Origin of the sequence: Streptomyces sp. AJS327, assembly GCF_013450295.1 — a bacterium.
Lineage (GTDB): Bacteria > Actinomycetota > Actinomycetes > Streptomycetales > Streptomycetaceae > Streptomyces.
Map to the genome: position 1 here is coordinate 84,898 of NZ_SKBR01000001.1, position 12,520 is coordinate 97,417.

Annotated in this window: 11 protein-coding genes; 9 read left to right on the plus strand and 2 right to left on the minus strand. The window is 74.2% G+C overall.

What is annotated here, in order from left to right; all coding sequences use genetic code 11:
* Positions 1–175: 175 nt before the first annotated feature.
* The 7 genes from E0L36_RS00305 (at position 176) to E0L36_RS00335 (ending at position 7,851) form a co-directional block, all read left to right on the plus strand.
* Positions 176–892 (plus strand): lysoplasmalogenase, encoded by a 717-nt coding sequence (locus tag E0L36_RS00305; protein ID WP_180926844.1) that lies wholly within the window; start codon positions 176–178, stop codon positions 890–892.
* Between the two features lie 203 nt (positions 893–1,095).
* The gene (locus E0L36_RS00310) at positions 1,096–2,451 is read left to right on the plus strand and encodes a cytochrome P450 (protein WP_180928493.1); all 1,356 of its coding nucleotides are present in this window, start codon (positions 1,096–1,098) and stop codon (positions 2,449–2,451) included.
* Between the two features lie 92 nt (positions 2,452–2,543).
* On the plus strand, positions 2,544–3,617 hold the full coding sequence (locus E0L36_RS28145; protein ID WP_180926845.1) for a transglycosylase family protein: 1,074 nt from the start codon (positions 2,544–2,546) through the stop codon (positions 3,615–3,617).
* Between the two features lie 341 nt (positions 3,618–3,958).
* Entirely contained in the window at positions 3,959–5,239 is a 1,281-nt protein-coding gene (gene eno, locus E0L36_RS00320) for a phosphopyruvate hydratase (RefSeq protein ID WP_180926846.1), read from the plus strand.
* Between the two features lie 448 nt (positions 5,240–5,687).
* Positions 5,688–6,158: a septum formation initiator family protein gene (locus tag E0L36_RS27225; protein ID WP_308416575.1), complete on the plus strand. Its 471-nt coding sequence runs from the start codon at positions 5,688–5,690 to the stop codon at positions 6,156–6,158.
* A gap of 128 nt (positions 6,159–6,286) precedes the next feature.
* Positions 6,287–6,889, plus strand: coding sequence for a DUF501 domain-containing protein (locus E0L36_RS00330; protein ID WP_180926848.1), 603 nt, complete (start codon positions 6,287–6,289; stop codon positions 6,887–6,889).
* The gene (locus E0L36_RS00335; protein WP_180926849.1) at positions 6,886–7,851 is read left to right on the plus strand and encodes a Ppx/GppA phosphatase family protein; all 966 of its coding nucleotides are present in this window, start codon (positions 6,886–6,888) and stop codon (positions 7,849–7,851) included. Before E0L36_RS00330 ends, E0L36_RS00335 begins: the two co-directional genes overlap by 4 nt.
* Before the next feature lie 13 nt (positions 7,852–7,864).
* On the opposite strand, the gene E0L36_RS00340 is transcribed toward E0L36_RS00335, so the two are convergent.
* Together E0L36_RS00340 and E0L36_RS00345 are read right to left on the minus strand one after the other, a co-directional pair.
* Entirely contained in the window at positions 7,865–8,134 is a 270-nt protein-coding gene (locus E0L36_RS00340; RefSeq protein WP_180926850.1) for a type II toxin-antitoxin system RelE/ParE family toxin, read from the minus strand.
* Entirely contained in the window at positions 8,131–8,403 is a 273-nt protein-coding gene (locus E0L36_RS00345; protein WP_180926851.1) for a type II toxin-antitoxin system Phd/YefM family antitoxin, read from the minus strand. Before E0L36_RS00345 ends, E0L36_RS00340 begins: the two co-directional genes overlap by 4 nt.
* A gap of 605 nt (positions 8,404–9,008) precedes the next feature.
* On the opposite strand from E0L36_RS00345, the gene E0L36_RS00350 reads away from it, so the two are divergent.
* Both E0L36_RS00350 and E0L36_RS00355 read left to right on the plus strand, forming a co-directional pair.
* Complete coding sequence (locus E0L36_RS00350; protein ID WP_258015844.1) at positions 9,009–10,472, plus strand: NAD(P)/FAD-dependent oxidoreductase; 1,464 nt, start codon at positions 9,009–9,011, stop codon at positions 10,470–10,472.
* A 659-nt stretch (positions 10,473–11,131) separates the two neighbouring features.
* On the plus strand, positions 11,132–12,442 hold the full coding sequence (locus tag E0L36_RS00355; RefSeq protein WP_180926852.1) for a cyclopropane-fatty-acyl-phospholipid synthase family protein: 1,311 nt from the start codon (positions 11,132–11,134) through the stop codon (positions 12,440–12,442).
* Positions 12,443–12,520 lie beyond the last annotated feature (78 nt).

Below are 12,520 nucleotides of genomic sequence, written 5' to 3' on the forward strand. Positions count from 1 at the left end.
CCCCGACCCCGCCCCGACGGCCCCGATCCGGCCCCGATCCGGCCCCGATCCGGAACCGGTCGGTTCCGGGCGTCCGTGCCGCCCGTCCGTTCTGGGCGGCCGGTTCCCGGTTCGGCGCAGGTGAGCGAGGCCGAACGGTTGACCGGGAGCGGTCAGCTGGCCACAGTGGACCGCTATGCGGATCACCGGGCGCGGAACGCGCCAACTGCTCAGGTCAGCGGCCGTCCGGCTGGCGCGCCCCGACGGCCACGGCCGGGGCGCGCTCGTGGCGTACGGGGCGCTCTCCGCCGTCGACCTCCTGGCCACCGCGCGGTCCCGTACCGCGCGCGGACCGGCGCGGGCCGCCAAGCCCCTGCTGATGCCCGCGCTGCTCAGCCACACGCTCCGCCGCCGCCTGGACCGGGACGAGCCGCTGCCCGCCCCGCTGCTGGCCGGGCTCGGCTGCGCCACCGTCGGGGACACCGCGCTGCTCCTCGACGACCGGGAGAAGGCGATGTACACGGGCATCGCGGCCTTCCTCGGCACACAGCTCAGCTACACCGTCGGGATGGCGCGCCTCGGCGGGCTGGACGGCATCCGCCGGAACCCGCGTCCCGCCGTCGGCTGCCTCGCCGCCTGGGTGGCGGTGAACGCCGCGCTCGCGCCCGCGCTGCCGCCCCGGATGCGGCTGCCCGCTGCCGGGTACAGCCTGGCGCTGACGGCGATGACGGCGGTGGCCCTCGGGCTCGGCGGCAAGGTGGCCGTGGGCGCGGTGCTGTTCCTCGCGTCCGACCTGCTGATCGGCGCGCAGCAGGCGGGCGTCCGGCTCCCGGCCGACGAGGTGCTGGTGATGGCCGGGTACATCGTGGGCCAGTACCTCATCGCGACGGGCTGGGACGCGCACACCCCCTGAGGCCCTGCGGGCTGACGGACCGCCGCCCGCCGGCGATCGTCCGGCGGCGTTCCGCGATCGTCCGATGACGGTCCGGGGCGGTCTGACGGCGGTCCGGTGGGCGTTTGGGGTCGTATTACCGTCGTGGGGTGTCCGATCACCGTCGGGAAGTGTCCGACCCGCTCACCGCACCGCCCTCCGAAGCGGCGTCCGCGGCGCCCTCCGTGGCGTCCGACCCGTCCGACCGGTCCAGCCCGGCGGGTTCCGGGCCCGGCTGTCCTGACGCGGCGGGTTCCGGGCCCGGCTGTCCCGCACCGCCGCCGCCCGAGCTGTTCGGCTGGGAGTTCGCCTCCGACCCGTACCCGGCGTACGCGTGGCTCCGGGAGCACGCGCCGGTGCGCTGGACGGAGCTGCCCAGCGGGGTCGAGGCGTGGCTGGTCACCCGGTACGAGGACGCCCGGCAGGCGCTGGCCGACCAGCGGCTGAGCAAGAACCCCCAGCACCACGGCGAGCGGGGCGCGCACGGCAAGGGCAAGGTCGGGATCCCCGGCGAGCGCAAGGCCAACCTGATGACGCACCTGCTGAACATCGACCCGCCGGACCACACCCGGCTGCGCAGGCTGGTCTCGCGGGCGTTCACGCCCCGCCGGGTGGCCGAGTTCGAGCCGCGCGTACGGGAGTTGACCGACCAGCTGATCGACGGCTTCCAGGGGCGCGGCGAGGCCGACCTGATCCACGAGTTCGCCTTCCCCCTCCCCATCTACGCCATCTGCGACCTGCTCGGCGTACCCCCCGAGGACCAGGACGACTTCCGGGACTGGGCCGGCATGATGCTGCGTCACGGCTCGGCGCCGCGCGGTGGCGTCGGCCGCGCCGTCAAGAAGATGCGCGGCTACCTCGGCGAACTCATCCACCGCAAGCGGCTGTCGCTGGAGCGGGAACCCGCGGACGACCTCATCTCGGGGCTGATCCGGGCCAGCGACCACGGCGAGCACCTCACCGAGAACGAGGCGGCGGCGATGGCCTTCATCCTGCTCTTCGCCGGGTTCGAGACCACCGTCAACCTGATCGGCAACGGCACCTACGCGCTGCTGCGCCACCCCGGGCAGCGCGCCACCTTCGAGCGGGCGGTGCGCGCGGACGACACCGCGTGGCTGGACACGGCGGTCGAGGAACTGCTGCGCTACGACGGCCCGGTGGAGGTCGCGACCTGGCGGTTCGCCACCGAGCCGCTGACCCTCGGCGGACAGCGGGTCGCGGCCGGCGAACCGGTGCTGGTGGTGCTGGCGGCGGCCGACCGGGACCCGGCGAAGTTCGCCGCACCCGAGGTGCTCGACCTCACCCGCGCCGAGAACCAGCACCTCGGCTACGGCCACGGCATCCACTACTGCCTCGGCGCCCCGCTGGCCAGGCTGGAGGCGCGGACGGCGCTGACCGCGCTGCTGCGACGGCTGCCGGACCTCCGGTTGGGGACCGATCCGGACGAACTCCGCTGGCGCGGTGGGCTTATTATGCGCGGACTGCGCACGCTGCCCGTGGAGTTCAGCCCGAACGCGGATGACGCCCCGTCAACAGCGTGACCAGGACGTGATCCGCACGACACTGGCTTGTGATTCGGCGTACTCGAAGCTACGTTCGGCTCGAACTCCAGTGTTCAAACGAGAGGCCCACCATGCGCTCCGGGAACGGACGACACCGCCGCCCCCGCCAGGCCCCCGCGATCTTCGTCGCCGCGGGCGTCACCGGGGCGGGCCTGGCCATGCCCCTGCTCGCCGCCGGCGGAGCGCAGGCGGCGGACGGCTCGGCCTGGGACCGGGTCGCGCAGTGCGAGAGCGAGGGCGTCTGGAGCGCGAACGAGGAGAACGGCTACTACGGCGGTCTCCAGATCACCCTCAACACCTGGGAGCAGTACGGCGGTAACGAGTTCGCCGAGCGCCCCGACCTCGCGAGCCGGAGCGAGCAGATCACCGTCGCCGAGCGCGTCCTGGCCGCCCAGGGCGCGCAGGCGTGGCCCGGCTGCGCCACCGACGGCGGCCTCACCGAGGGCGGAGCGGAGACATCCGCGCCGGAGCGCCCCGGCGACCCCGAGCAGGGCGAGCCTGACGACCCGTCCGCTCCCGGCGACACCACCGTCGACCGGGGTGACGCCGAGCGCGGCGAGCGCACCACCCCGCGCGACCCCGACCCCTCCGCGGACGAGCGGGACCGCGGGTACCCCGGAGATCCCGACCCCGGCGCGCCGGACCCGTCCGAGAGCCCGGAGTCCTCGGAGACCCCGGACTCTCCCGCCTACCCCGCGTTCCCGGCGTCCCCGGAGCGGGGCGGCGAGGCGGACATGCCGGACCCCGGCCCCTCCCCGTCCCCCTCCACCCCCGGCGAGGACTCCACCACGGACCCGGGCGACGACCCCACCGGCGACCCCGAGGGCGAGCGGCCCTCGGAGGAGGACGCCGGGCGCACGATCCCCTCGGTACCCGTCCCGGAGGAGGGCTCCGGCAAGCACCGCGGTCAGCCCGACGACCGCGAGCGCGGCGGGGAACGCGCCGAGCGCGGTGGGGACTCCGGCCGGGACGGCGAGCGGGTCCAGGGCTCCGGCAAGCACCGGGTCACCTCCGGGGAGTCCCTTACCGCCATCGCGGAGGAGCGCGGAGTCACGGGCGGCTGGCACGAGTTGTACGAGCGGAACAAGGAGACCGTCGGCGAGGACCCGGACCTCATCCTTCCCGGCCAGTCCCTCCGTCTCTGACCCCGCGCCCGAACCCCCGCCCGCCGAACCGGCGGGCCCCGCGCCACGAACCACGGGCTCCCCGAACCACCGGGTCACCGAACCACCGACGGCCGCCCGCACGCCCCGCGCCGCCCGCGCCGGGCGGTGGGCTCGCCCGGCCGCCCGGGGACCGGGCCCGCACGCGCCGTGCCCCGGCCGGGCACCGATCCGCCCCGAACGCCCCCTGACCGGCGGTCGCGCCGCTCCAGCACGCCGTTCCACCCGCCGCTGTGCCCGCTGGCCGAACGGTCCGCGAGAATGCCGTACCGGGCCGGATAGGCTCTTGTCGCACGCAGCCCGTCCACACGAAGGAGATCCTCGTGCCGTCCATCGACGTCGTCGTAGCCCGCGAGATCCTCGACTCGCGAGGCAACCCCACGGTCGAGGTCGAGGTTGGCCTCGACGACGGCAGCACGGGCCGTGCTGCCGTGCCCTCCGGCGCTTCGACCGGCGCCTTCGAGGCCCTGGAGCTGCGGGACGGCGACACCGCCCGGTACGGCGGGAAGGGCGTCGAGAAGGCGGTCCTGGCCGTGATCGAGCAGATCGGCCCGGAGCTGGTCGGCTACGACGCGACCGAGCAGCGCCTCATCGACCAGGCGATGTTCGACCTGGACGCCACCGCCGACAAGTCCTCGCTCGGCGCCAACGCCATCCTCGGCGTCTCGCTGGCCGTGGCGCACGCCGCGTCGGAGGCGTCCGACCTGCCGCTCTTCCGCTACCTGGGCGGCCCGAACGCGCACCTGCTGCCCGTCCCGATGATGAACATCCTGAACGGCGGCTCGCACGCCGACTCCAACGTGGACATCCAGGAGTTCATGATCGCCCCGGTGGGCGCGGAGTCCTTCTCGGAGGCCCTGCGTTGGGGCACCGAGGTCTACCACGCCCTGAAGAGCGTGCTGAAGGAGCGCGGCCTGGCCACCGGCCTCGGTGACGAGGGCGGCTTCGCGCCGAACCTCGGCTCCAACCGGGAGGCGCTGGACCTGATCGTCGAGGCGATCCAGAAGGCGGGCTACACCCTCGGCCAGGACATCGCGCTCGCGCTGGACGTGGCCGCCTCCGAGTTCCACACGGACGGCGCCTACGACTTCGAGGGCCAGCGGCGCACCGCCGCCGAGATGTCCGAGTACTACGCCGAACTGGTCGCCGACTACCCGCTGGTCTCCATCGAGGACCCGCTGTTCGAGGACGACTGGGAGGGCTGGAGCACGCTCACCCAGAGCCTCGGCGAGAAGGTGCAGCTGGTCGGGGACGACCTGTTCGTCACCAACCCCGAGCGGCTCTCCCGTGGGATCGAGGAGGGCGTGGCGAACTCCCTGCTGGTGAAGGTCAACCAGATCGGCTCCCTGACCGAGACGCTGGACGCGGTGGAGCTGGCCCAGCGCAACGGCTTCAAGTGCATGATGTCGCACCGCTCCGGCGAGACCGAGGACGTGACCATCGCGGACCTCGCGGTCGCCACCAACTGCGGCCAGATCAAGACCGGTGCCCCCGCGCGCTCCGAGCGGGTCGCCAAGTACAACCAGCTGCTGCGGATCGAGGAGATCCTGGACGACGCGGCGGTCTACGCCGGGCGGACCGCCTTCCCCCGGTTCAAGGGCTGAGCGGCGCGGGCTCCCGGGCGCCGGGAGCCCGCCCACCGCCCGCCCGCGTCGGTCCGTGCCGGCGGGCACCCCGCCCGACGCGAGCCCGCGCGCGCTGAGCGCCGGACGCGCCCCCGTCCCGTACGGTGACTGCGGTGGCGCCAGCACGACTTCGGGCCGGATGGCCACGGGGCACCACGGCGACCACCGGCCGGCGTACCAGCGCCCCCGGTCACCGGCGACGGCTCGCGCACCGTGCGCCACGACTCCGGACCGGAGCGTTCCGCGTCGCCGTGCCGGGGCCCGTGCCACCGTCGGGGTCCGCGCCGTCGGAGGGTCCACGGTGGCCGGTCCGGGTGGCCCGTTCCGTGTCCCGGGGGCCCGGAGCGGTTCCGCGCGGGGCGGCCCGGCAGGATGGTGCGGTCCGCCGTCGCACTCCACCGTCGTCCGTCCGTCCCAGGGGAGGAACGTGCCCGCCGATCGGTTCTCCACCGCGACGCGGCTCAGGGCGCTCGGCAGCCAGGCCGCCGAGCGGGTCTACCGCGCCCAGAGCCGCCGGGTGCGTACCCCGCGCCGCAGCCGTCTGACCGGACGCGCCGCGCTGCTCGCGCTGGTCGTCTGCTCGCTCATCGTGGCCGTCGCCTACCCGCTCCGCCAGTACGTCTCGCAGCGCTCGGAGATCGCCGACCAGCGGCGCCAGGCGGAACGCGCCCGGGAGCAGGTGGAGCGGCTGCGGGAGGAGAAGGCCCGCTGGACCGACCCCGCCTACGTCGAGCAGCAGGCCCGGCGGCACCTCCACTACGTGCGCCCGGGCGAGACCGGGTTCACCGTGCGGGACGGCACCGGTGACGCGCGCCGTCCCCCGGACCCGCGCCCCGCCGACCGCGCCTGGTACCACAACCTCTGGGAGAGCGTGGACTCCAGCGACGGGGGCGGCTGAACCCACCCGGTGGCCCCCGCGCCCGTCCGACGGCCCGCCAGCTCCGACGGCCGGCGCGGCACACCGGCGGGCCAGCCCCCGACCCGGCGGACGCCGGGCACCGAAGCGAAGAGAACAGCGGACACCTCATGGACACTCCACCGCCCCCCACCGAGCCGACCCCGCCCACCCCGGACGATCTCGCCGCCTGCCGCGCCCAGCTGGGCCGGACCCCGCGTGGGCTGCGCGCCGTCGCGCACCGCTGCCCCTGCGGCCTCCCCGACGTGGTGGAGACCGCGCCGCGCCTGGAGGACGGCACCCCCTTCCCCACGACCTTCTACCTGACCTGCCCCCGCGCCGCCTCCGCCATCGGGACCCTGGAGGCGGACGGCGTGATGCGGGAGATGAACGCCCGGCTCCAGAGCGACCCCGAACTGGCCGCCGCCTACCGCGCCGCCCACGAGGACTACCTCGCCCGCCGCGACGCCATCGAGGTGCTGCCCGGGTTCCCCAGCGCCGGTGGCATGCCGGACCGCGTCAAGTGCCTGCACGTCCTGGTGGGGCACGCGCTCGCCGCCGGGCCCGGGGTGAACCCGCTGGGCGACGAGGCGCTGGCGATGCTCCCCGAGTGGTGGCGCAAGGGTCCCTGCGTCAGCCCCGGCACCTCCGTCGCCGACGTCCCGGCGGCGGACGGCACCGTCACGGGCGCCCCGGCGCCGCACGGCCACGACGGGCGCCGGGGGACCGCGTGAGTGCCCGCGTCGCCGCCATCGACTGCGGCACCAACTCCATCCGGCTGCTCGTCGCGGAGACCGGGCCGACCGGCCCCGGGGGCGAGCCCGGCGAACTCCGGGAGCTGGACCGCCGGATGCGGATCGTCCGGCTCGGCGAGGGCGTCGACCGCACGGGGCGGTTCGCCCCCGAGGCGCTGGAGCGGACGTTCACCGCCTGCCGTGAGTACGCCGGGGTGATCGGTGAACTCGGCGCCGAGCGGCTGCGCTTCGTCGCCACCTCCGCCTCCCGGGACGTCCGCAACCGGGACGAGTTCACCCACGGCGTACGCGACATCCTCGGCGTGGAGCCGGAGGTCATCACCGGTGCGCGGGAGGCGGAGTTCTCCTTCACCGGGGCCACCAGGGGCCTGGGCGGCGAGGGCTTCGCCCGCCCCTACCTGGTCACGGACATCGGCGGCGGCTCCACGGAGTTCGTGGTGGGCGACACCGGGGTGCGCGCGGCGCACAGCGTGGACATCGGCTGCGTCCGGCTGACCGAACGCCACCTGACCCACCGGGGCGAGATCACCGATCTCCCCACCGCGGCCCAGATCGAGGCCGTACGGGCCGACGTCACCGCGGCGCTGGACGAGGTGGAGCGGACCGTCCCGATCACCGAGGCCCACACCCTCGTCGGCCTCGCGGGCACCGTCACGACGATCGGCGGGATCGCGCTCGACCTGGCGGCCTACGACTCGGCGGCGATCCACCACTCCCGGGTCAGTCGCCAGCGCGTCGAGGAGATCACCCACCGCCTGCTGACCTCGACCCACGAGGAGCGGGCCGCGATCCCCGTGATGCACCCCGGCCGGGTGGACGTGATCAACGCCGGCGCGCTGGTGCTGCTCTCCGTGATGGAACGCGCCGGGGCCGAGGAGGTCGTCGTCAGCGAACACGACATCCTCGACGGCGTCGCGATCCACACGGCACTCGATGCGTAGGAGGAGAGGGCACTCACAGGTTGCGGTAGACGTCCCGCCGGTCGCCCACTTTGACGACAAGGACGACGAGTTCCCCGTCGTTGACCTGGTACGCGACCCTGTAGTTGCCGACTCGGAGCCGGTAGAGACCCGAGGGTCCTGTGAGCTTCTTGATGTCGGCGTCCTCGCGGTACGGATCGTCGCCGAGGGCAGTCAGTGCGGTCAGGATGCGCATGGCTTCGGGTCGGTCGATGGCCCGGATCTGCCGCTGTGCTGCCGTGGTGAACCGGAACGCGTACTTCACGCGGCGCCTTCACCGCGCTCGCTGAACAGGTCCGCCAGCAGCTCGGCCATCGAGATCGTGGGCTCGCCGCCGGCCAGAACTGCTTCCGCCTCACGGGCCAGCATCACGTCCGCCGCGTCTTCCAATGCTTCGAAGTCGGCGATTGGCACGACTGCGGCAACGGGTGCGCCATTGCGTGTGATGACGGTCGCGGTGCCTTCCTCGGCCTGGTTGATGTGTTCCGCGAGGTGTGCGCGCGCGTCTCTGACGGTCGCGGTGTTCTCGGTCATGGGACTCAGTGTACGCATTCGCGTGTACACGCTGCCAGGCGTAGGAGGCGCGTTCGTGAGCCATCCTCGACGGCGTCGCCCTCCAGGCGGCCCGCGACGCCGGGTAGCGGCGGCTACTGGTCGCGGCGGACGCCCGCCGGTCGCCCACCCTTCGGGGCGCGGCCGGGTGGGCCGGAGTGGGCGCCGGGTGGGTAAGGGCCGCTGAAAGGCTCTCACTTGAGCGGTGTGCTTCTCTCCTGATAGACGTGGGGGCGGCCCGGTGAACCGTCCGGCACCCCGGCTTCGTGAATTTCTTCACATGGAAACGTGCCAGGTCGGCCGTGGGGAGTCCCGAATTGTTCGGTGGAACCGGCGCTTCCGGGGTGCGTGGGGTCCCGCGCCGTCGTCGCGGTGCGACCGCCGGGGTGTGCGGGTGGCGGGAGAATCACCGGGAGGCGCTTGGTAAGCGCAGCTCACGGCGGGGATGAACGTCCTGTGGAGCGGAGGGGTTCCGCCCGGTCGCTGTGGGCTCGATCACGGGGGGCGCGGAGTGTAGCAGAGAGTCCGGGGGTGCTTGTGAAGGCCCTCACGAGGTACCCCCCGACTCCGGGTGGATACTCGATTCCATGAGCACCACGGAGCGTCCCCGAATCCTCGTCGTGGGTGGCGGGTACGTCGGTCTGTACGCAGCGCGGCGCATCCTCAAGAAGATGCGCTACGGCGAGGCGACGGTGACCGTCGTCGACCCGCGCTCCTACATGACGTACCAGCCCTTCCTCCCCGAAGCCGCCGCCGGCAGCATCTCCCCGCGCCACGTCGTGGTCCCGCTGCGACGCGTGCTGCCCGGGGCCGAGGTCCTGACCGGCCGTGTGACCAGCATCGACCAAGACCGCAAGGTGGCCAGCGTGGCACCGCTCGTGGGCGACGCCTACGAGCTGCCGTTCGACTACCTCGTCATCGCCATGGGAGCGGTCTCCCGGACCTTCCCGATCCCCGGCCTCGCCGAGCACGGGATCGGGATGAAGGGCGTCGAGGAGGCCATCGGCCTCCGCAACCATGTGCTCGAACAGCTCGACAAGGCCGACTCCACCACCGACGAGGAGATCCGCCGCAAGGCGCTGACCTTCGTCTTCGTCGGGGGCGGCTTCGCCGGTGCGGAGACCGTCGGCGAGGTCGAGGACATGGCGCGGGACGCCGCGAAGTACTACCCGAACGTCCGGCGCGAGGACATGCGCTTCGTCCTGGTGGACGCGGCGCCCGGCATCCTCCCCGAGGTCGGGCCGAAGCTCGGCGAGTGGGGGCTGGAGCACCTCAAGAGCCGCGGCATCGAGGTCTACCTGAACACCTCCATGGACTCCTGCGTCGACGGCCACGTGGTGCTCCGGAACGGCCTGGAGGTCGACTCCCACACCATCGTGTGGACGGCGGGCGTCAAGCCCAACCCGGTGCTCTCCCGCTTCGGGCTGCCGCTCGGCCCCAAGGGCCACGTCGACGTCGACGCCACGCTCCAGGTGCGGGGCGTCGACCACATCTGGGCGGCCGGGGACAACGCCCAGGTGCCGGACCTGGTCGCGCGCAAGGAGGGTGGGCCCGGCCCGCACTTCTGCCCGCCCAACGCGCAGCACGCGCTGCGTCAGGCGAAGGTGCTCGGCGACAACGTGATCTCCCGGCTGCGTGGCTTCCCGCAGTCCGAGTACCGGCACGCCAACAAGGGCGCCGTCGCCGGGCTGGGCCTGCACAAGGGCGTCGCGATGATCGTCGTCGGCAAGACCCGGATCCGGCTCAGGGGACGGCTCGCCTGGTACATGCACCGCACGTACCACGGGCTCGCCGTGCCCACCTGGAACCGCAAGATCCGGGTGTTCGCGGACTGGACGCTGGCCCTGTTCCTCAAGCGCGAGGTGGTCTCGCTGGGCGCCATGGAGCACCCGCGCGGCGAGTTCTACGAGGCCGCCGCACCGGTGATCGCCTCGGCCCGCGCCGCGTCCGACGCGGACGGGGCGCCCGGGCGGGACCGGAAGGCGCCGACGGAGCGCACGTCCGAGCGGACCGGTACCTCCGAGCGGGCCGAGAAGGCCAAGGTTTCCTGACCGGTTCGGTCCCGCGGCGGGGGCCGTAGCGACGGCGGCGGCCCGCGCGCGCCGCCGGATCCGGCCGTCCGCCGTCGACTGGTCGCGCCGACGGCCGTGCCCTCGGCTCGACGGTGCCTGACGCCGTCGGTTCCGGCCGTCCGGGCCGGCCGCCGTCAGCACGGGCGCGCCGGTCAACCACAGAGGCTCCCGAAGGGGCGCTCGCCATCCGTGGGGCGAGCGCCCCTTCGCCTGTTCGCGCCCCGGCTCCCGCCGTCCGTCGCCCCTGCCCGCCCTCCCTCCCCGTCCGTGTATGACTCCTGCGGTCCGCCGCTCCCGTCCGTGCTCTCCGTGTTCTCCGGGCGCCGGGTGCCGGGCACGGGGCGGGCGGGCTCGTACGAGGGGGCGGGCGGAGACGGGACACTCCGGGGTGCGCCGAACGGCCGCGTCGCCCGCTCGGCCCACCCGTCAACCAGCCCCGGTCCACGGCCCGTTCCGGCTCCGGCCCACAGCCCGTTCCGGCCGGTCGGCGAGGCGGGTTCCGGCCGGTCGGCCGGGTGGGGAGATGGCCGATTCGCCACGCACCGCGCGGACGGCCTACCCGAAAGCGGGATGCTCCGCGCCGCCTGCGGTGTTGGGTCGAGAAAGCTCTCTTATCGTCCCTTGTGGAGGTGTGATCCATGGCAGGTGCCGCCACACGGATTGTCGCTCTCGCGGAGGAGACGACGGGCTCCCCGCCGCCGGTGCGCGTCAGGGCCTGGGACGGAAGCGAGGCGGGCCCGGAGTCGGCGCCGGTGCTGCACGTCCGGCGGCGCCGGGCGCTGCGCCGGGTGCTGTGGCGGCCGGGCGAACTCGGCCTCGCCCGGGCCTGGGTGGCCGGTGAGATCACGGTGGAGGGCGACCTCTACGAGGTGCTGGCCCGGCTCGCCGGACTCGTCTGGGAACGTGACGGCGCCCTGGAGGAGGCGCGGCCCGGACGGCTCGCGCTCGCGCGGGACCCCGCCGTCCGGGCGCGGGCCCTGCGGTTCGCCCGCCTGGCCCGGCCCTGGCCGCCGCCGCCCCCGCCGCCGGAGGAGGCGCGGCCACAGCGCGGGCTGCGGCACACCCTCCTCCGGGACCGGCGGGCCATCAGCCACCACTACGACGTGGGCAACGAGTTCTACCGGCTCGTCCTCGGCCCGAGCATGGTCTACTCCTGCGCCTACTGGACCGAGGGCGGCACCCTGGAGGAGGCGCAGCGGGACAAGCTGGACCTCATCTGCCGCAAGCTGGCGCTCCGCCCCGGCCAGCGGCTGCTGGACGTCGGCTGCGGCTGGGGCTCGCTGGTGCTGCACGCGGCGCGGGAGTACGGGGTGCGCGCCGTCGGGGTGACGCTCTCCCGGGAACAGGCCACCGCCGCGCGGAAGCGGGTCGCCGAGGCGGGTCTCGCGGACCTTGTCGACATCCGGGTGGAGGACTACCGCGAGGTCGCCGACGGTCCCTACGACGCGGTCGCCTCCGTCGGGATGGCGGAGCACGTCGGGGAGGAGCGGTTCCGTGAGTACGCCGCCACCCTGCATGCCCTGCTGAAGCCCGGCGGGCGGCTGCTCAACCACCAGATCTCCCGCCGCCCGCTGGCCGACGAGTCGCGGTACGAGCTGGACGCGTTCATCGACCGGTACGTCTTCCCCGACGGTGAACTGGCCCCGGTCGGCCGGACCGTCACGCTGCTGGAGGGCGCCGGGTTCGAGGTGCGCGACCAGGAGTCGCTGCGCGAGCACTACGCCCTGACCCTGCGCGCCTGGGTGGACAACCTCCGCGCGGACGCGGCACGCGCCGCACGGCTCAGCTCGCCGGGGCGCGTCCGGGTCTGGCTGCTGTACATGGCGGCCTCCGCGCTCGCCTTCGAGCGCAACCGCATCGGCGTCAACCAGCTGCTCGCCGTCCGCACCCCGGAGGACGGCGTCTCCGGTCTGCCGCTGCGCGCCCGCGTCTGGCAGCCGAGCGCCTAGCGCCGGAACGCGTCGCTCCGGCGGGGGCCGTCCCCAGGGCGCGGACGGCCCGGAGGCCCGGACGTCGGGGACCGGTGG